Below are 18,784 nucleotides of genomic sequence, written 5' to 3' on the forward strand. Positions count from 1 at the left end.
CTGGCATGTGCAGCGAGCGCGACGGTTCGTTGGTGACTTCGGTCGATGGGTGCGAGGTCATCTGGCGAAGCTTTGGCGATGGCCCGACGACCGTGCTGCTGCATGGCGGCCATGGCAACTGGCAGCACTGGGCGCGCAATATCGGGCCGTTGTCCCGGAACCGCCGGCTGCTGGTGCCAGACATGCCGGGCTTTGGTGATTCCGGTGTAGCGCCGCGCGCGGACCTGCCGGGATTCGTCGATGTCCTGGCACGCTCGCTGGCCGGCTTGTCGCCGGGCCTGTCGCTGGACCGTATCGACCTGGTGGGATTTTCCTTCGGCGCGCTGGTGACGGCGCACCTTGCTACCCACGCTGGCCTTGGCGATATCGAGGTCGGTCGCCTGGCGTTGCTTGGCCCGGCCGGCCATGGCGGTCCGCGCCGCATGACGCGGGCTCTGGTCGACTGGCGCCGCTGCCAGGATCCGCATGCGCTTGCCGCGGCGATGCGACACAACCTGGCGGCCTTCATGATCGCCGACCCGGCCGCCATCGACAGCGAAGCGGTGGCCATCCACACGCGTGCCTGTCACGCGACCCGCTTCCATAGCAAGTCGATCTCGCGCGCGGGTGGATTGCAGCAGGCCCTTGCGCGCTTTCCCGGCCCGGTATTGATGATCTGGGGCGAAGCCGATGTGACCATGTCGCCCGCCTCGATTGCCGGGATCGCCCGCGACTCGCGGGACGCATCCGCGCCGGAAGTCAGTGTCAGCGTGGTGCCCGGCGCCGGGCATTGGGTCCAGTATGAGGCGCATCAACAAGTCAACGACCTGCTGCAGGCATGGCTGCAGAAGATCACCGACACGCCGGCGCGGTCCGGCTGAGGAGAACCCATCTTGAACGCAACCGAGGCCTTTGGGCCGTTCTTCAGCACAGTCAAGGCAGGGCCGCTGCCCGCCGAGGTGCTGCATCATGCGAAGCGCGCGCTGGTCGACTGGCATGCGGCGCTGTTCCCGGGCATCGGCACCGATGCGGTCCAGCGCCTGCAGGGCGTGCTGGAAGAAGAGCTTGGCCGCGGTAACGCCACGCTGCCAATGGGGCAACGGGCCACGGCGCGCGCCGCGGCGCTGCTCAACGGCGCTGCCGCCCACGCTGCCGAGATCGACGACAGCTTCCGTGATGCGATGTATCACCCCGGTGCCGCCACCATCGCCGCTGCCATTGCTGCCGCACAGGACGTGGGCGCCAGCGGCGAGACGCTGCTCAAGGGCATCGTCGTCGGCTATGAGGTGTCAACGCGCATCGGTGTCGTGCTGGGCCGGGCGCACTATCGCTTCTGGCACAGCACCGCGACCGTCGGCACCTTTGGCGCGGCGGCCGCTGCGGCGTTCATCTATGGCGCGAACGCGGAGCAGCTTGCCCACGCGCTGGCGACCGCGGCGACTTTCGCCGCCGGACTGCAGCAGGCGTTCCGCATGGACTCGATGTCCAAGCCGCTGCACGCTGGCCGCGCTGCGGAGGGTGGCTTGCTGGCCGCCCGCGCCGCCATCGCCGGTATCACCGGCTCGCTCGATGTGCTCGACGGTGAGAGCGGCATGGGGCGCGCGATGTCGGATGACCCTGACTGGCACGGGCTGGCATCGACGCTTGGGAAAGACTTCCATATTTGCCGGCTGACCTTCAAGAACCACATTGGCTGCGGCCATACCTTTGCGGCCATCGACGGCGCGCTGGCGCTGAAAGCGAAGCTGGGCATCGAAACCGCTGAAATCCGTCGTCTCCGCGTCGCCACCTATCGTCCGGCGCTGGACATCGCCTGCTATCTCGATCCCAAGACCGAGAACGAAGCCAAGTTCAGCCTCAAGTTCATCGTCGCCGCCGCGCTGGTGCATGGCAGCGTACGCTTGTCGGCCTACTCGCCGGAACGGCTGTGGGATACCGAGACGCGCCGGCTGATGGACTGCATGACGGTCGAGGTCGACCCTGAAATCGACGGCTGGTTCCCTGGCAAGCGCGCGGCAAGGATCGAGATCGAAACCCGGGACGGCGCCACGGCAGGCTACCTGCAGCCGAATCGCAAGGGTGATCCTGAGGATCCGCTGACCGACGCAGACCTTGACGGCAAGCTGGTAGAACTGGCTTCGCCGGTGATAGGCGACGATGGCGCGCGCCGGCTGGCGCAGCACATCTGGCGAGTCGAGACGGAGCCGGTGGTCAAGTTTTTTGGGTGAGCGATGGCGGCCCCGGCGTGATCGCTCGCTCGCTTGGTGGGCGCGTTATCGCGCTGCATGGAGATTGTCGAGAACAAGCTTCGCGCCCCTGCTGAACAAGAGCTCAGCCGCTGGCAGCAAGTGTGAAAGACAAGGAAATCCGCATCGGGTAGCATTGCCAGCGGCGGGTGCGACGCATGACGCGGATGCCCCTGAAGCCGCCTCCCGGATGATCACTGGCACGCAGTGATCCTGTGTCATGCCGAACAGCGACATCAATACCGAACGGATCAAGCCAGGCAAGGGCAAGGCGACGCCAAACCGCTCGCTCGAGCGTGGCATTGCCGTGCTGCGTGCCTTCCGCGCCGGCTCTTCCATGCTGGGTAACAGCGAGATCGCCGAGCGTACCGGTTTGTCCCGCTCCACGGTCAGCCGCCTGACGCAGTCCCTGGTTGAGACCGGCATGCTGGATTACATACCGCATTGCCGAGCCTACCGCCTCGGTGTACCGGTCCTCAGCATGGCGCATGCCATGCGCGACAGCTCGCAGGTTCTCAGGGTTGCGACCCCAATGATGGTCGAGGTTGCCATGCGGCACAAGATCAACGTCGGACTCGCGGTCGCTGAGGGAGACGAGATGGTCTACCTCGAGTCGTTCCGTTACAACCGGCGCCAGTCCCTGCGCACAGTGGTGAGTGGACAGCGCATCCCCATGGCGCTGACATCCCTCGGCCGCGCGCACCTCGCGACGCTGTCACCGGAGGCTTTCAGCGCGATGATGGGGATCATGGCAGACAAGCACCGAGGTCGAGGCTGGGATAAGGTGCGACGGGAAATCGATGCTGCGGTGTCTTCGGTGCATGAGAAGGGCTACTGCGTCGCGTCATGGCAGCCTCAGGTCTGGGCCATGGCGACGCCAATGCGATTTGATGAATATGCCGTCCATGTATTGAACGTGAGCATGTCCACGCAACTGGATGCCGAAGTTGTTGAGGCCGCCTTGGTGGCGCCACTTATGAACCTTGCCGCTGCGATACAGGCCGGGATGGTGCGGGAAGAGTAGGGAGTTGATGCGGTATCGCCTCGCGGCTACATTCGCTCGCATCTATGCATAGATCAAAGATCGCGGAGAAACTCAATCAGTGCTGAGTTGACGAAGTCTGGCGCCTCCTGTTGTAGCCAATGCCCTGCTCGCGGAACGATTCGAGAGCCCGCCAGTTTGGGAACGATCCGTGGCATGCCGGCGATGATTTCGTGCATGCCTGGCATTGCCAGGCCTGTGTCTCGCTCACCAACAAGGTACAGGGCGGGGACCTCGACCAGCAGGCCTTCAAAAGCCGATTGCAGCTCCCAATTGCGGTCGAGGTTGCGGTAGTAGTTCAATCCGCCACGAAAGCCAGAAATGTTGAACGCTTCCACAAACTTGTTGAGGTCAGTGGGTGCGAGCCATGCAGGCATTGCAGGCGGATCGATCAAGGCGTCAAGGAGTCCACCATCCCGACGCACCAGTCCGAACGGATTAGGCGTACTCGCCTCGCGGGCGCCAACATCGCCCGATGCGGAAAAATAGATCTTGCGCAATGTCGTGGCAACTTCGCGCTCAAGTTCGGCTTCGGCTAATCCTGGTTCGGAAAAGTAATGCGTATAAAACCGCGTGTGGTCGTTTTGCGGAAATAGTCTGCTTGGAGCCATCGGAGCGCGGCCCATCATTGGCACCCCGAACGCAGCGACAGCACGGAAGCGGTCCGGTCGAAGCTGTGCGGCTTGCCAGGCGATGGTTGCACCCCAATCGTTTCCGACGACAACCGCGTCTCGTTCTCCGAGAACGTCAAGGAGCGCCACCAGGTCACCGACAACGTCTAACGTGGTGTACTGTCCGGTTGCCGGTGGACATTCGCTTGATCCGTAGCCACGCAAATCCGGCGCCACTGCGCGGAAACCAGCTCGGGAAAGTGCCGCCAGTTGATGGCGCCAAGCATGCGAAGTCTCCGGAAAACCGTGACACAGGAGTACCAACGGGCCCTCCCCTTGCTCGGCGACGTGGAGGCGTATTCCGTTTGCTTCAATATAGGCTTGGCGATATGGGGTCATGGTCGCACTGGCACAGAGGGTTGCACACGAAATCCCCCGACTCTCGGAGATCGCGCGTGACGTGACGTCGCCGAGGTCACGCAAAACCTAAAGCCGTCGCGGCAGCCGCCCTCACCGGTACGACAGCACCAGCCCCTGGATCAGCTGCGTCCATCCCTCCAGCATCACGAACAGCAGTAGCTTGAACGGCACCGAGATCGTGGTCGGCGCCACCATCGACATGCCCAGCGCCAACAGGATGGCGGCGACGATCAGGTCCACCACCACGAACACCAGATAGACCACGAAGCCGATCTGGAACGCCCGCGTCAGCTCGGACAGCGTGAAGCTGGGGATCAGCACCATCATGTCGTCGGACTTGAGGTCGTCGGCGCGGCCCTCGGGCCAGATGCGCTTGGCGGACTGGACGAAGAAGGTGCGATTACGCTCTTCGGTGTGCTTGACCAGGAATTCCTTGAGCGGACCGCTGACGGCGTCGTAGACGGTGACCACGTCGTTGACGTTGAAGGCGGCGTTGGCGTCGGCGCGGCGCTTGATGACGTCGAAGGCGTCGGAGCCGATCGGCGCCATGATGTAGGCGGTCAGGATGATGGCGATGCCGTTCAGCACCATGTTCGGCGGCACCTGCTGCAGGCCCAGCGCGGCGCGCAGCAGCCCGAACACGATCACCAGCTTGGTATAGCTGGTGACCATCAGCGCGACGAAGGGCGCAATGCCGAACGTCAGGATGATGGTCAGGATCAGGACCGGATTGTAGAGTCCGCTGTTCATCGCGCTGCCGGGGCCGGGAGGGGAGGGGGCTGCCTGCGGCGCTTCATGCGTCGCCGCCGGCGAAGGTAGTGATGCGCACGCCCAGCCGGTTGCCGACCGCGATCAGCGTGCCGGTGCCGATGCGGTTGCCGTTGGCGACGATGCGCACCTCGCTCTGCTTGAGCGGCTGCGGCAGTTCGAACACGTAGCCGGGGGCGACCGCGCGCAGTTCGGCCAGCGGCACCGCGACGTCGCCCACTTCGAAGCGCAGCGTTACCTCGAGGTGGTCCAGGTGCGACAGCGGTGGCTGCTCGGCATCGGGATGGGGGATGTGTTCCCGGCGTGCGGGGTCTTGCTCGTCCATGTGCGCTCCGTTTGAAACATCGGTCCTGTTGCCGCCGGGCTGCACCACCAGTCGCCGCCCCTCGGCCAGCGCGGTCCAGCCGGGGCCGCGGCGCCCCGTGGAACAGCGCACCATCAGGGCGCTGCCTTGCGAATGCCAGTCGTCGATGCCGAGGATGTCGCCGGGCTCGATGCCGCGCATCTCGCCCATGGCGAGCCTCGTGGTGCCGATGCGTACCGCAATCGGTACGGGCAGGCGCTCGGTCCACGCCGTGCGTGCCGGCGGCGGGCCGGCCGGCAGCGCGGCGAGGCGCTCGGGCTGGTCCAGTTGCAGCGTGCCGCGCAGCCGCGCCGGCGGCGTATCGCGTGTCAGTTCGAAGCCGAAGGCATGGGCCGCTGACGGCGCCTGTACGCGCGCGGCATCGGGTTGCCAGCTGAAGGCGTCGGGCATGGCGTGGCCCAGTGCCGCCACCGCTTCGGCCAGGGCGTCTGCCATCAGCGCGTGGCGCAGCAGCGCGGGCAGCGTTTCCGCCGCGCCAGGCGCCCCAAGCAGCAGGCGTTCGCTGGCCACGTCCCAGCGCAATTCGCCTTGGCCGCTGCCCAGCGTAAAGGCATAGCCCGCCCCGGCGCGCGCGGCAATCGCCGGGTCGGCCGGTACGAAGCGCAGTTGCCAGTCCTGGCCGCCGACGCGCACGCTGAGGGCCGCCGCGCGGCAGGTCACCCAGCCGGACAGCCGCGCGGTCTCCGGCTCCATGTGCGGCAGCGCCGGCGTGGCATCGAGCCCGGACGTGGCCAGCCGGGCCGCAGCCGCGGCGCTGTGCACCAGCACGCGTGCGGCGGCGTCCGGCGTGGTCGCCGTGGGCGCCGGGGCGTACGGATCGCGATGCAGGACGGAAGGCATGGTGGGCGGCTCGGTTGCTCGAGACGCAACGATAAGCAGCGGGGTGCAGCGACGTCCACTACGAGGCCTTGTAGGCCCCGGCATGAACCAGCCTGGAGTGGCCGGCCGGCGGCGCATGTGCGGCACCCGCTACGAATCCTCGGTACTGGTCGCTGTGCGGGGGCGGCCATACACTGCGCCCACTGATCCCACCGGCAAGGACGATGGCGAAACTCCCGGCAAACCTTACAGCGTTCCCGCGCGGCCTCGGCGCGGGCACGCCGGGCCTGCAGCAGATGGCCGCGGCGGCGTCGCGCCAGTCAGACCTGGCGCTGACGCTGCTGCTGTTTGCCGTGATCGCGCTGTTCGTGCTGCCGCTGCCGACCTTCCTGCTGGACCTGCTGCTGACGATCAACCTGGGCATGAGCCTGACCCTGCTGATCGTCGCTACCTATATTCCGTCGGCGCTGTCGCTGTCGACCTTCCCGTCGCTGCTGCTGTTTACCACGCTGTTCCGGCTTTCGCTGAACATCGCCTCGACCAAGCTGATCCTGCTGCACGCCGACGCGGGCCACATCATCGACACCTTCGGCAAGCTGATCGTCGGCAACAACGTGGTGGTGGGCGGCGTGGTGTTCCTGATCATCGCCATCGTGCAGTTTATCGTCATCGCCAAGGGCTCGGAACGCGTGGCCGAGGTGGGCGCGCGCTTTGCGCTGGATGCGATGCCGGGCAAGCAGATGAGCATCGACGCCGACGTGCGCGCCGGCACCATCACCGCCGGGCAGGCGCAGGAGCGCCGCCGCGCGCTGGAGCAGGAATGCCAGCTGCACGGCGCCATGGACGGCGCGATGAAGTTCGTCAAGGGCGATGCCATCGCCGGCGTGGTGATCGCGCTGGTCAATATCCTGGCGGGCATCACTATCGGCACGCTGATGAAGGACATGAGCATCGGCGATGCACTGCAGCGCTACGCCATCCTGACCATCGGCGACGGCATGGTGTCGCAGATCCCGTCGCTGCTGGTCTCGATCGCGGCTGGGGTGGTCATCACCCGGGTGTCGTCCGATGAAGACCGCACCCGCTCGCTCAACCTCGGCAATGTCATCGGCAAGCAGATCCTGGCGCAACCGAAGGCGCTGGTGGTGTCGGGCCTGGCCATTGCCGTGTTCCTGGTGGTGCCGGGCTTTCCGAAATGGACCTTCGGGCTGATGGCGCTGGTGGTGGCCGGTGGTGGCTACCTGCTGCTGCGCCGCGCGCAGCGCACCGCAGGCACCGTCACGTGGATCGAGATGGGCGATGCCGACGAGGGCGCCGCGGCAGCCGGCACCCAGGCCGCGGTGGCGCCGGCGCTGGCGCTGGAGCTGGACGAAGGGCTGCGCGGGCGGGTCGACCTGCGCCTGTTCGAGCAACGCATGACCACCGCCAAGAGCGAGGTCGAGGCCGAGCTGGGCATGGTGTTCCCGCGGCTGCGCATCCAGCACCGCGCGCTGGCCGAGCGGGATGCGTATGCCATCCGCGTGCAGGACGTGGTGGCCTCCGGCGGCGTGCTGCGCCCCGGCAAGCGCCTGCTGGAGCCGGGGGCGCGGGCGCGCGTCGACCAGGGCGTGGCCGAGCCCGGCGCGCCGTTCGGCCCGTTCCAGGAAGTGGTATGGGTGCCGGCCGAGCCTGCCGGCGACGCCGCCGACAACGTGCGCACGCTGTCGTGCGAGGAGGTGCTGGCGGTGCATGTGGGCGCGGTGATCAAGCAGCATGCGGCGCCGTTGCTCGGCATCCAGGACGTGCAGTCGATGATCCACGTGATCCAGGCCGAGGCGCCCGACCTGGTCATGGAGCTGGCGCGCGTGGTGCCGCTGCAGCGCATCACCGACGTGCTGCGCCGGCTGCTGCAGGAAGGCGTGCCGATCCGCAACCTGCGCACCATCTTCGAAAGCCTGGTGACCTGGGCGCCCAAGGAAACCGATGCCATCGCGCTGACCGAGCTGGTGCGCGTGGACCTGGGCCGGCTGATCACCAGCCGCCACGTCGGCGCCAACCGGTCGCTCGACGCGGTGCTGTTCGAGCCCGCGCTGGAAGCGCGCGTGCAGGGCGCGATTGAAAAGGCGGCGCGCGGCAACCTGCTGCTGCTTAGCCACGACGTCACGCGCGATATCCGCGAGCAGGTGCGTGTGCTGCTGGAGAAGGCCGCGGAGAAGGCGGGCGCGGCCGGCGGTGCCGGGGCCGCGCGCGTGGTGGTGGTAGTCAGCGTCGATGTGCGCCGTTATATCAAGCGGCTGATCGAGCCGGTCGCGCCGCGCATTCCGGTACTGTCGTACCAGGAGGTCGATGAAGACGTGACGCTGGTGCCGGTGGGCTGGGTGCAGAACCCGGCCGGAGAGTGAAATGGGCGCCGACACCATCCTCGATATCACGCGCCAGGCGCTGCTGGTGGTGCTGTGGGTCACGCTGCCGGTGGTGCTGATCGGCACGCTGGTGGCGCTGGTCGTGGCGGTGCTGCAGGCGGTGACGCAGATCCAGGACCAGAGCATCGGCACCTCGGCGCGGCTGATCGCGGTGCTGGTGTCGCTGGTGCTGCTGGGCGGCTGGCTGGGCGGCGAGGTGATGCGCTTCGCGCAGCGCGCGCTGCAGACCATGCTGACCTTCCTGTAAGCGGGGGCGGCACCGATGCGCGGGCAACGCAAGAACAACGGACAAGCAAACTGACATGATGCTGGGGCACCACGGGGAACTCGGATCGACTGGCCGCGCCGCGCGCCCGCCTGCACGGCGGCCATGGCACGCCGCGGCGGCGCTGCTGTGCCTGGCGGGCGCGCTGCTGTGCGGCACGCAGGCGGCGCGCGCGGCGGACCTGCGCTGGCCCAACAAGCCGTTCCAGGCCTCGGCCAGCGACAAGCGGCTGGCGGACTTCCTGCGCGAGCTGACGGCCTCGCAGGGGACCACGGCGGTGATCGATCCCAAGGTGGAAGGCACCATCAGCGGCAAGTTCAATGAGTCGGCGCAGCACGTGCTGAAGAGCGTGTGCTCGATGTTCGGGCTGACCTACTACTACGACGGCTCGCTGCTCTATATCGACGTTGCCAGCGAGGCGCGCAGCGAGGTGCTGCCGATCGCGCGCGGCTCCGGCGCGCGCCTGCGCGATTCGCTGGAACGCATGCAGGTGCCGGACTCGCGCTACCCGATCACCATCAACGATGCAGAAGGCACGCTGATGGTGTCCGGTCCCAAGCGCTACGTCGAGACCGTGCGCGCCGCGGTGCGCGCGGTGGACGACCGCTCGATCGCCGACGAGCGCGCCGAGATCCAGCTGTTTCCGCTCAAGTACTCGTGGGCGTCGGACTTCCGCATCAACCGCGCCGGCAAGGAGATGACCGTTCCCGGCGTGGTCACGGTGCTGCGCAACCTGTACGGGCGCAACCGGACGCTGGCGGGCGGCACCGGCCCCAGCCTGGGCACCAGCCGCGGCGCCACGCGCCAGGCCAAGCTGCGCATGGGCGAGGGCGGCGGGGGCGGCATGGGCATCCCCAGCGCCGACCCGGCGCAGATGCTCGATGCCATGGGTGGCGGCGGCCTGGGTGCGGGCATGCAGAACAACTGGGGCGGCGGCCAGCTGCCGCAGTTCCAGGCCGATACCCGCCTCAATGCGGTGATCGTGCGCGACACCCCGGACAAGATGGCGCAGTACCGGCGCCTGATCGAATCGCTCGACGTCAAGCCCAGGCTGGTCGAGATCGAGGTCACCATCATGGACATCAGCCAGGCCGACCTGGACAGCCTGGGGGTCGACTGGCGCCTGCATACGCCCCATGTCGACCTGCAATTGGGCGGCGGCAACGGCAATGCGGGCCTCAGCTTCGGCAACCTCGCCAATGAAGCCGGCACCACCGCGGCGACGATCGGCAGCGGCCTGCAGTTCACCGGCGCCATCGGCAGCGACGTCACCCGCTACCTGCTCACGCGCGTCAAGGCGCTGGCCGAGCGCGGGCAGGCCAACTTCGTGGCGCGGCCCAAGGTGCTGACGCTCGACAACACCGAGGCCGCGCTGGAGAACCTGCAGGAATTCTATGTGCGCGTCGACGGCTTCCAGGACGCGGGCCTGTTCAACGTGACCGCCGGCACGGCCGTGCGCGTAACCCCGCTGGTGGTCGACGAGCAGCAGAGCCGCGCGGTGATGCTGACCATCGATATCGCCGACGGCAACCTGTCGGGCGAGACCGTCGACCGCATTCCGGTGGTGCGGCGCCGCTCCATCACCACCCAGGCGATGGTGGAAGAGGGCAAGAGCCTGCTGATCGCCGGCTACACCACCGAAGAAAAGATCAACGCCTCCTCCGGCGTGCCGCTGCTGCAGGACGTGCCGATCATCGGCAACCTGTTCAAGTTCCAGGAGAAGCGCCAGAACAACATGGAGCGCTTCTACCTGCTGACGCCGCGCCTGGTGATCCCGGGGATGAGCTGATGGCCGATTCCCGCAATCCCCGCCACGACCCCGCCCCGGCTGCCTCCGGCTGGACCCTGCGCTTTCTCGGCGGCGACGTCTACGGCCGCCAGGTCACGCTGCGGCGCGGCGCCAATGTGCTCGGCAACGCCGCCGACGTGGACATCAGCGTGCCCGGCGCCGAAGTGCAGCCGCGCCACCTGGTGCTTAACGTGGGCGAGCTGGCGGTTTCGGCCGAGCGCGTCGGCGAGGCCGCGGTCCACGTCAACGGCCGTGCCACCACGCAGCGGGCGTTCGCGCTGGCGGGCGGCGACATCCTGACCATCGGCGCGCTCGACGTGGAGTTGCTGCGCGCGCAGCCGGGCATGTCCGAAGCCACCGACACGCTGTTTGCGTGGGCCGAGTCCGGGCGGCGCGCGGCGCGCGATGCCGACGCGCAGCAAGAGGGCGGGCGCCGCCCCGGCCGTGCGCTGATGGCGGCGCTGGGCGTGGCCGGCGTGGTCGTGCTGGTCGGCGCCGGCTGGCTGGGCGCCACCTATGCCAACGGCGGGGCACCACGCACGCAGCAAGTCGACCCCGCGGCGGTGCGCAAGACCGTGGCCGCGTACCCGGAACTGGAGGTGGTGTCGCTGCCCAACGGCACGGTCACGGTCAAGGGCTTCGTCAATTCGCGCGTGGACCGGCAACGCATCGTGCAGGCGCTGGCGCCGTTCGGCCGCGGCGTGCAGCAGCAGGTGCGCTCCGCCGACGACCTGATCGAGCATATCCAGCGCTACCTCGACGAGCCCGGCGTCGGCATCGCCTACCAGGGCCAGGGCCGGGTGCTGCTGAGCGGCACGGCCGACCCCGTGGCCGGGCGCGACAAGGTGCGGCGCGTGATCGAGGATCTGCATCCGGGCGTGCTGGTGTCCGACAAGATCGATTACCGCGAGACCGCCGACAGCCGGCGCCGTCAGGTCCGCGATGGCCACATGGAGAACTGGCAGGGCGTGTTTCCCGCGCGCGTGGTCAGCATTACCGAGGACGGCAACGGCACGCGCTCGGTGCAGCTGGCCAACGGTGCGCGGTATTTCGAAGGCGCGGTGCTGAAGAACGGCGCCGAGATTGAACGGATCGACGCGGACGGCGTGGTGCTGAAGGACAGCCCGGTGCCGCCGCAGGCACGGCGATGACCGCGGCCGCGCGCGCCGTGCCGATGAATTTGCGCCCACGGGCGCAAATGCCGCTTGCCCCCGGAGGGCAGGTGTTTGACGCCAACCTACCTGAAGGAGATTGTCATGGCTGAAGTCGACCTCAATGCCAAGATGCAGGAAATCCAGCAGAAAGCGCAGGAGTTCTCCGTGAACATCCTGGGCCTGCAGGACACGCTGACGCGCCAGAACGCGGTGGTCAGCAGCGAGATGGCCCACAACACGCAGAAGGCCAACCTGGTGCAGGGCGCGATGCAGGACGTGAAGCAGACCTCGCGCACCAACTGACGGCAGCCGTCACGCGCCCCGGCCTGCCGGGGCGCCCAACGCATTGCAAGGAGAGCCATATGGACCCGACCGCCATTGCCGCCGCCGGCGCCGTTCCCGACAGCGCCACCGTCGCCGCGCACCAGTCTCCGGCCGCGGCCCCCGCCGCGCAGCCCGACCCGGCCGATGCCCGGCAGTTCGCGCAGATGGTCCAGCAGGGCCGCGCCGCCGACGGCTCGCGCACCGCGCACGTGACCCAGGCGGCGGACCCGACTTCGACCACGCTGGGCAATGCCATCCGCGCCAGCTATGTCTCGGCCGGCGAGGAATCGGCGCGCCAGGCCGCGCGCCTGCAGGAACTGCGCGACGGCATGTTCGCGTCGATCTATGAGGGCAGCACCAACGAGGTGGTGTACCAGGCCATGATGCTGCAGACCCAGTCGCTGGAGCTGTTTTCGTCCATCCACGTGACCTCCAGCATCGGCAGCGCCGGCACCAACCTGTTCAACAGCCTGCTGAAGAACCAGCAATGATGTCCAAGCCACCGCTGTGCCAGCGCCTTGCGCGCGCTGCCCGGCTGGCGCCGGCGCTGATGGCGCTGGCGCTGGCCGCGTGCAAGGTTGACCTGTACGCATCGCTGAACGAACCCGAGGCCAACCAGGTGCTGGCCGCGCTGACCGCCGAGGGCATCGACGCCGAGAAGGCGCGCGCCGACACCAGCGGCGGCACCGGCGAGGGCCAGTGGCGCGTGCGCGTCGAGGAATCGCAGTTGCCCGCCGCGCTGGAAGTCCTGCGCAGCGAAGGCCTGCCCGGCGAGCGTTTTGCTTCGCTGGGGCAGGTGTTCCAGAAGCAGGGGCTGGTGGCCACGCCGACCGAAGAGCGCATGCGCTACATTTTTGCGCTGTCGCAGGAGTTGTCGGAGACGCTGCGCAATATCGACGGCGTGGTTACCGCGCGCGTGCATGTGGTGATCCCCGCCAGCGATCCGCTGTCGGACAAGATCCGCCCGTCTTCCGCCGCGGTGTTCATCAAGCACCGCGCCGACACGGACCTGCGCCTGCTGGTGCCGACCGTCAAGGACATGGTGGCGCACAGCATCGAAGGCGTGACCCACGACAACGTATCGCTGTCGCTGGTCGAGGCGCGGCCGTTCGCGCCGCAGGCAGGCGGGCCGGGGCCCGCGGCCGGCTTCGCGCTCGGGCGCTTCGCCGCGATCGCGGTCGGCGCCGCCGTGGTCATTGCGCTGGCGGTGGCCGCCGTGGTGGCGTGGCAGCGCGGCGCCTTGCGCTGGCCGCAGCGCCGCGGCGCGCCGCGGAGCGCAAATTGACGCCGTTGGCCGCCGAGTCCGCGGTTGGCGCCTACCTGCCTGGCGCCCTGTCCGCGGCGCTGGCACCCGCGCCGCCGGCGTTGCCGGACCCGGCGCTGGCGCGCGCGGTGGCTGACTTCGTGCAGCGGCCGCTGGCGCAGCTGCATCCCAGCTGGCTGCCGGCCGACTGGCCGCTGGCCTGGCGCGGCGCGGACCGCTTCGGCGCTGCCGCCGCTGGCGTGCTGGCGCAGCCGCTAGGACTGGCCGGCGCGGGCGGCAGCCGCGACGCGGTGATCGATCACCTGCTGGAGGCGCCGGCCTCGCTGGCGCGCTTGGTCCTGCTACGGCGCAACGACCTGCGCCTGCTGGCGTGGTGGCTGGGACTGGCGGTGCACCAAGCCGGCTTTGCCAGCGAGCGCCGCATGCTGCCGGCGCAGCTGGCCGACAGCCTTGCGCCGCTGCCGGGTGCGCTGGCGGCGCCGCTAATCGGCAGCGCGCCGCGCGCGATGCGCCGCGCCGCGCGGCGGCTCGACCGCCACGCGGTGGCCTTTATCCTGAAGCGCGTGCCGGCGCTCCCAGCGCTGCCGATGAACCTGGCGCCGCTGCGCGCGCACCCGTCCGGCGCCGGGCGGCTGATGGCCGAGCGCGGCTATCGGCTTCTGTGCGGGCTGCTGGCCGCCGAGGCGCCACACGCCCAACACGCTGAGCCGCTGCTGCAAGCGCTGCGGCGCAAGTTTCCACGGCGGCTGGCGGCCTTGTCGCCGGCACCGCTGACCCCCGCGCAGGCCGCGCAGCTGCGCGAACTGCTGCTGCTCAACCTGATACCCGAACGGTTCCCCGCATGGCACTGGCTTTTCTGATCACCAGCGAAAACCTGCAGCTGCTGTCCGAGCGCAAGGTGCTCAAGGAGGCCGAGTACGCCGCCTTGCTCGACGCCGCCGCGGTGATCGAGTCGGCGCGGCAGGAGGCCATGCATATCCGCACCGAAGCCCAGCGCGAGGCCGAGGAGCGGCGCCAGCACGGCTACCGCGAGGGCTGGGCCCGCGCCCACGCCGACCACGCCGCCGCGCAGGTCAGCACCGCGGCCGAGGCCGAGCGCCAGCTGGGCGCAATGCGCCGCACCATGGCCGAGATCGTGATGAAGGCGGTGCAGCAGATTGCCGGCGAACTCGACCCCGACATCATCCTGGAGGTGGCGCTGCAGCGCGTGGAGGCGCTGGTGCGGGCCGAGCCTTTCATCACCATCCAGATTCCGCTGGGCCGCGAGCAGGCCGTGCGCAGCCTGCTCGACCGGCTGGCCGAGACGCAGGAGTGGCCGCGCCGCGCCAACGTGGTGGTGGAGCCGGGGCTGGACCCCGATGCCTGCCGCATCCAGACGCCGGCGGGCACCATGGAAGTGGGCCTGCAGGCCCAGCTCGAAGCCTTTGCGCGCCGCCTGCGGGCGGGCTGATTTCCATGTCCAGCGAACTTCCCGCCACCGATATCGAAGCCGCGCTGCAGCACGCGGCCGCCGACCTCGAACGCGCGTTCGAGCATTTCACGCCAGTGGCCATGCGCGGGCGCGTCAGCAAGGCCGTCGGCATGCTGATCAACGCCACCGGCATCCAGGCCCATGTGGGCGAGCTGTGCCAGCTGGTCACGCCCGGCGAGCCGCCGCTGCTGGCCGAGGTGGTCGGCTTCGTGCAGCAGACCGCGCTGCTCACGCCGCTGGGGCGCACCACCGGTGTGTCGGCGCTGACCGAAGTCATTCCGTCCGCGCATGGCCACCAATGCCCCGCCGGTGCCGCGCTGCTGGGCCGCGTGCTGGACGCGCTGGGCGAGCCCATCGACGGCAAGGGTGCGCTCGACGGCGTGGCGCGGGTGCCGGTGGACAACGAGCCGCCCGATCCGCTCACGCGCCGGCTGATCCGCGAGCCGCTGGCCACCGGGGTGCGCGCCATCGACGGGCTGCTGACGCTGGGCGAGGGCCAGCGGGTGGGCATCTTCGCGCCGCCCGGGGTGGGCAAGAGCACCTTGCTGGGGATGCTGGCGCGGGGCGCGTCCAGCGATGTCAACGTGGTCGCGCTGGTGGGCGAGCGCGGCCGCGAGGTGCGCGAGTTCATCGAATACAACCTGGGCCCCGAGGGCATGGCGCGCACGGTGCTGGTGGTCTCCACCTCGGACCGCTCGCCGATGGAGCGCGTGCGCTGCGCCTATACCGCCACCGCCATTGCCGAGCATTTCCGCGACCAGGGCCGGCGCGTGCTGCTGCTGGTCGATTCGCTGACGCGGCTGGCGCGCGCGCAGCGCGAGATCGGCCTGGCCAGCGGCGAGCCGCCCACGCGCCGCAGCTATCCCCCGTCGGTGTTCTCGATGCTGCCGCAGCTGCTGGAACGTGCCGGCACCGGCGTGCAGGGCTCGATCACCGCCGCGTACACCGTGCTGACCGAAGGCGAGGACGATAGCGACCCCATTGCCGAAGAGGTGCGCTCGATCCTCGATGGCCATATCGTGCTGTCGCGCAAGCTGGCCAGCGCGGGCCAGTATCCGCCCGTGGACGTGCTGCAATCGGTCAGCCGCGTGATGCCGCAGGTGGCGGCCGGCGCGCACGCGCGCGACGCGGCGCGGCTGCGCCAGTTGCTGGCGAAGTACCAGGAGATGGAGCTGCTGCTGCAGATCGGCGAATACCGGCCCGGCGCCGATCCGGTCGCAGACGCCGCAGTGGCCGCCATCCACAATATCCGCGCCTATCTGGCGCAACCCGCGGCGCGGCTCGATACCTTTGCCGGTGCGGTGGACAAGCTGGCGCACGCGACCCGCGTGCGCGAGCCGGGACCGATTGCCGGAGAAGCGCGATGATGCCCGGCAACGCCGACCCGCGCCTGGGCCAGCTGGAGGCGGTGCGCCAGCGCCGCCAGGAAGACGCGATGCGCGCGCTGCAGCAGCACCGCGCGCAGGTGATGGCGGGGCTGCGGCAGGCCGAGGCCGCGCAGCAGGCGGTGCAGGCCGCGCTGGCCGAGCGCGCGGCCTTTATCGAACGGCTGCGGCAGGGCGCAGCGCGGGGCGGGGTGTCGGTGTCGGGGCTGCTTGACGCGCAGGGCTGGCAGGGCGCCTTCGATGCCCGTATCGCCCGGACCAATGCCCGTCTGGCCGAGGTGCTCGACGACGTGGCGCAGCGGCGTGCCGCCTTCGACGAGGCGCGCCGTGCGCTGTTGCGCGCGCAGGCACGGCTGGACGGGGCGCGCGAACTGGCCCAGCGCGAACGCCGCGCGCTGCGCGCCGGCGCCGGGCGCCGCGACGATGAGGCCGTCGACGAAGCCGCCGCGCGCGCCTGGCACGCCGCCCGGCACGCCTGAGATGCAGGGAGAACTGCTCGATCCCGCCTTGCTGTTCCATTGGGGACGCGAGGTCATCATGCCGATCGTGATGGTGATGCCGCGCCTGCTGACCGCCTTTACGGTGCTGCCGTTCCTGTCGCAGCAGGCGATCCCCGGGGTGGCGCGCAACGGCATCGTGCTGGCGATCGCGCTGTTCGTGTCGCCGGGCGCGCGCATCGACCTCGACGCCGTTGCCGGCGGCCTGTGGCTGGTGCTGATCTTCAAGGAGGCCTTCATCGGGCTGCTGCTGGGCATGGCCTTCGGGCTGTTCTTCGTCGCGCTGCAGATGATCGGCGAGCTGATCGACTTCCAGACCGGCTCGGGCAATGCCACGTTCTTCGACCCGGTGACACAGCAGGAGGACGGCCCGATGGAGAACCTGCTGTCCCACTTCGGCATCGCGCTGTTCGCGGCGCTGGGGGGCTTTATCGCCATGACGGGGGTGATCGTGGAGTCGTTCGCGTTCTGGCCGGTGATGTCGTTCGGGCCCGAGATGTCGCTGGCGTCGATGGGCTTTGCCAACCTCTATGCCGGCACGCTGTTCTCGTGGGTGGTCAAGCTGGCCGCGCCGATCCTGCTGTTGCTGGTGATCGTCGAGCTGGGCTTTGCGCTGATCGCGCGCTTCGTGCCGCAGTTCGATGTGTTCCAGTTCGCGCAGCCGGTCAAGATCTCGGTGGCGTTCCTGATGCTGGTGCTGATGCTGGCGGTGATGGTGGATACGCTGCAGGGCTTCCTGCGACCGGACAATATCCTGATCGAGATGCTGCGCCGGGGCGCGGCACCATAGCGGCAACCGACGGCGGTCATGAGCGACAGCGAAAAGAACCTCGAGGCAACCCGGCGCAAGCTGGACGAGGCGCGCAAGCGCGGCGAGGTGCCGCGCAGCAGCGACGTCACCTCTGCCGTGGTGTTTCTCGGCGTGCTGGCCGGGCTGTGGCTGCTGGGGCGCTATTTCGTGCGGCTGTTCCAGGCGCTGTGGCACAGCGCCATGGGCAGCGTGCCGCAACACCTGGCGGACCAGCAGATGCTGGTGCTGGGCGAGGCGGCCGCGCGCTTCCTGCTGATGGGCGTGCTGCCGATCGTCGGCCTGGCCCTGGTGTGCGGCATCGTCGGCGCGTTCCTGCAGGTGGGGCCACTGGTGGCGTTCGAGCAGATCAAGCCGGACCTGGCGCGGCTGAACCCGGCCGAGGGCCTGAAGCGCATGTTCGCCGTGCGCAACCTGGTGAACCTGGTCAAGATCCTGGTCAAGATCCTGCTGCTGGCCGCGCTGGTCTACGTGCTGGCTCTGGGTGCGATCGAGGACGGCGTGCGCACCGGCTATGCCCGCCCCGCGGAAATCCTGCTGCTGGTCGCGTACATCATCCTGCGCATGTGCTGCTGGGCCGCGGTGATCTACCTGGTGATGGCCGTGGTCGACTACGTGCACGAGCGCCACCAGTTCATGAAGCGCCAGCGCATGAGCGTCGACGAGTACCGGCGCGAATACAAGGAGACCCAGGGCGATCCGATCATGGCCGGACGCCGGCGTGCCGCGTTCTTCGAGGCTGCGTTCTTCGGCGTCAGCGAGCGGGTGCGGGTGTCGACCGCGGTGGTGTATTCCACCCAGTATGCGGTGGCGCTCCGCTATGACGGCCCCGGCACGCTGCCGCGTGTGGTGGCCAAGGGCAGCGGCCAGGTGGCGGCGCGCATCCGCCAGGCCGCGGCCGACTACCTGGTGCCGTCGGCCTTTGATTCGGACCTGGCGCAGCGGCTCTACCTGAACGTGCCGCTGGACCGGTATATCGACCGCACGCTGTTCGAGCGCGTGGCGGAGTTGATGCGGTGGGCGAAGGGGGAGTGAGGTGATTGGGTGGGGATGTCCACGCTGCGGGTTCTCTCCCCTCTCCCGCTTGCGGGAGAGGGGCGGGGGTGAGGGCCGGCGCTGGCAATATCGACGGGCTTCACTTCGTCGACATGCTGGCCCTCACCCCAACCCTCTCCC

The 18,784-nt window shown here is 68.9% G+C and carries 19 protein-coding genes; 16 read left to right on the forward strand and 3 right to left on the reverse strand.

Annotation, left to right across the window (positions count from 1 at the left end; translation table 11 throughout):
• Positions 1 to 5 precede the first annotated feature (5 nt).
• From ACOCMH_RS08515 to ACOCMH_RS08525, 3 genes are all read left to right on the forward strand, one after another.
• The gene (locus ACOCMH_RS08515; protein WP_427306490.1) at positions 6 to 860 is read left to right on the forward strand and encodes an alpha/beta fold hydrolase; all 855 of its coding nucleotides are present in this window, start codon (positions 6 to 8) and stop codon (positions 858 to 860) included.
• Positions 861 to 872: 12 nt separating this feature from the next.
• Positions 873 to 2,207, forward strand: a complete 1,335-nt coding sequence (locus ACOCMH_RS08520; protein ID WP_427306491.1) for an MmgE/PrpD family protein — start codon at positions 873 to 875, stop codon at positions 2,205 to 2,207.
• A gap of 238 nt (positions 2,208 to 2,445) precedes the next feature.
• Positions 2,446 to 3,249: an IclR family transcriptional regulator gene (locus ACOCMH_RS08525; protein ID WP_427306492.1), complete on the forward strand. Its 804-nt coding sequence runs from the start codon at positions 2,446 to 2,448 to the stop codon at positions 3,247 to 3,249.
• A 53-nt stretch (positions 3,250 to 3,302) separates the two neighbouring features.
• Here the strand turns inward: ACOCMH_RS08525 and ACOCMH_RS08530 are convergent, their stop codons facing one another.
• From ACOCMH_RS08530 to sctQ, 3 genes are all read right to left on the reverse strand, one after another.
• Complete coding sequence (locus ACOCMH_RS08530) at positions 3,303 to 4,277, reverse strand: alpha/beta fold hydrolase (protein WP_427306493.1); 975 nt, start codon at positions 4,275 to 4,277, stop codon at positions 3,303 to 3,305.
• A gap of 111 nt (positions 4,278 to 4,388) precedes the next feature.
• Positions 4,389 to 5,048 carry a type III secretion system export apparatus subunit SctR gene (sctR, locus tag ACOCMH_RS08535; RefSeq protein ID WP_427306494.1) on the reverse strand — a complete coding sequence of 220 codons (660 nt, stop codon included), beginning with the start codon at positions 5,046 to 5,048 and terminating at the stop codon, positions 4,389 to 4,391.
• A gap of 43 nt (positions 5,049 to 5,091) precedes the next feature.
• Complete coding sequence (gene sctQ, locus ACOCMH_RS08540) at positions 5,092 to 6,270, reverse strand: type III secretion system cytoplasmic ring protein SctQ (RefSeq protein ID WP_427306496.1); 1,179 nt, start codon at positions 6,268 to 6,270, stop codon at positions 5,092 to 5,094.
• Positions 6,271 to 6,473: 203 nt separating this feature from the next.
• Here sctQ and sctV point away from each other — a divergent pair, with 203 nt between their 5' ends.
• The 13 genes from sctV to ACOCMH_RS08605 all read left to right on the forward strand — a co-directional run bounded on the left by sctV (position 6,474) and on the right by ACOCMH_RS08605 (position 18,643).
• Positions 6,474 to 8,630, forward strand: a complete 2,157-nt coding sequence (sctV, locus tag ACOCMH_RS08545; protein ID WP_427306498.1) for a type III secretion system export apparatus subunit SctV — start codon at positions 6,474 to 6,476, stop codon at positions 8,628 to 8,630.
• Position 8,631: 1 nt separating this feature from the next.
• Positions 8,632 to 8,898, forward strand: coding sequence for an EscS/YscS/HrcS family type III secretion system export apparatus protein (locus tag ACOCMH_RS08550; RefSeq protein WP_018007333.1), 267 nt, complete (start codon positions 8,632 to 8,634; stop codon positions 8,896 to 8,898).
• A 55-nt stretch (positions 8,899 to 8,953) separates the two neighbouring features.
• Positions 8,954 to 10,705, forward strand: coding sequence for a type III secretion system outer membrane ring subunit SctC (gene sctC / locus ACOCMH_RS08555; protein WP_427306500.1), 1,752 nt, complete (start codon positions 8,954 to 8,956; stop codon positions 10,703 to 10,705).
• A complete protein-coding gene (locus tag ACOCMH_RS08560) occupies positions 10,705 to 11,856 on the forward strand; it encodes a type III secretion system protein SctD (RefSeq protein WP_427306501.1) in 1,152 nt (383 codons plus the stop codon). Before sctC ends, ACOCMH_RS08560 begins: the two co-directional genes overlap by 1 nt.
• A 105-nt stretch (positions 11,857 to 11,961) precedes the next feature.
• The gene (locus ACOCMH_RS08565; protein WP_018007336.1) at positions 11,962 to 12,162 is read left to right on the forward strand and encodes a hypothetical protein; all 201 of its coding nucleotides are present in this window, start codon (positions 11,962 to 11,964) and stop codon (positions 12,160 to 12,162) included.
• A gap of 59 nt (positions 12,163 to 12,221) precedes the next feature.
• Positions 12,222 to 12,674 (forward strand): hypothetical protein, encoded by a 453-nt coding sequence (locus ACOCMH_RS08570; RefSeq protein ID WP_427306504.1) that lies wholly within the window; start codon positions 12,222 to 12,224, stop codon positions 12,672 to 12,674.
• A complete protein-coding gene (gene sctJ / locus ACOCMH_RS08575; protein WP_427306506.1) occupies positions 12,671 to 13,468 on the forward strand; it encodes a type III secretion system inner membrane ring lipoprotein SctJ in 798 nt (265 codons plus the stop codon). The genes ACOCMH_RS08570 and sctJ overlap by 4 nt, the downstream gene beginning before the upstream one ends.
• Positions 13,465 to 14,307 (forward strand): type III secretion system protein SctK, encoded by an 843-nt coding sequence (locus ACOCMH_RS08580; protein ID WP_427306507.1) that lies wholly within the window; start codon positions 13,465 to 13,467, stop codon positions 14,305 to 14,307. The genes sctJ and ACOCMH_RS08580 overlap by 4 nt, the downstream gene beginning before the upstream one ends.
• Positions 14,289 to 14,897, forward strand: coding sequence for a type III secretion system stator protein SctL (gene sctL, locus ACOCMH_RS08585; protein ID WP_427306508.1), 609 nt, complete (start codon positions 14,289 to 14,291; stop codon positions 14,895 to 14,897). The genes ACOCMH_RS08580 and sctL overlap by 19 nt, the downstream gene beginning before the upstream one ends.
• Before the next feature lie 5 nt (positions 14,898 to 14,902).
• The gene (locus ACOCMH_RS08590; protein WP_427306510.1) at positions 14,903 to 16,285 is read left to right on the forward strand and encodes a FliI/YscN family ATPase; all 1,383 of its coding nucleotides are present in this window, start codon (positions 14,903 to 14,905) and stop codon (positions 16,283 to 16,285) included.
• The gene (locus tag ACOCMH_RS08595) at positions 16,282 to 16,782 is read left to right on the forward strand and encodes a type III secretion protein HrpD (protein WP_427306512.1); all 501 of its coding nucleotides are present in this window, start codon (positions 16,282 to 16,284) and stop codon (positions 16,780 to 16,782) included. The genes ACOCMH_RS08590 and ACOCMH_RS08595 overlap by 4 nt, the downstream gene beginning before the upstream one ends.
• The gene (gene sctT, locus ACOCMH_RS08600) at positions 16,727 to 17,590 is read left to right on the forward strand and encodes a type III secretion system export apparatus subunit SctT (protein WP_427306514.1); all 864 of its coding nucleotides are present in this window, start codon (positions 16,727 to 16,729) and stop codon (positions 17,588 to 17,590) included. Before ACOCMH_RS08595 ends, sctT begins: the two co-directional genes overlap by 56 nt.
• Positions 17,591 to 17,608: 18 nt before the next feature.
• On the forward strand, positions 17,609 to 18,643 hold the full coding sequence (locus ACOCMH_RS08605) for an EscU/YscU/HrcU family type III secretion system export apparatus switch protein (protein ID WP_427306515.1): 1,035 nt from the start codon (positions 17,609 to 17,611) through the stop codon (positions 18,641 to 18,643).
• The last annotated feature ends 141 nt before the right edge of the window (positions 18,644 to 18,784 follow it).

It is taken from the genome of Cupriavidus sp. H39 (assembly GCF_050271075.1).
Lineage (GTDB): Bacteria > Pseudomonadota > Gammaproteobacteria > Burkholderiales > Burkholderiaceae > Cupriavidus > Cupriavidus necator_B.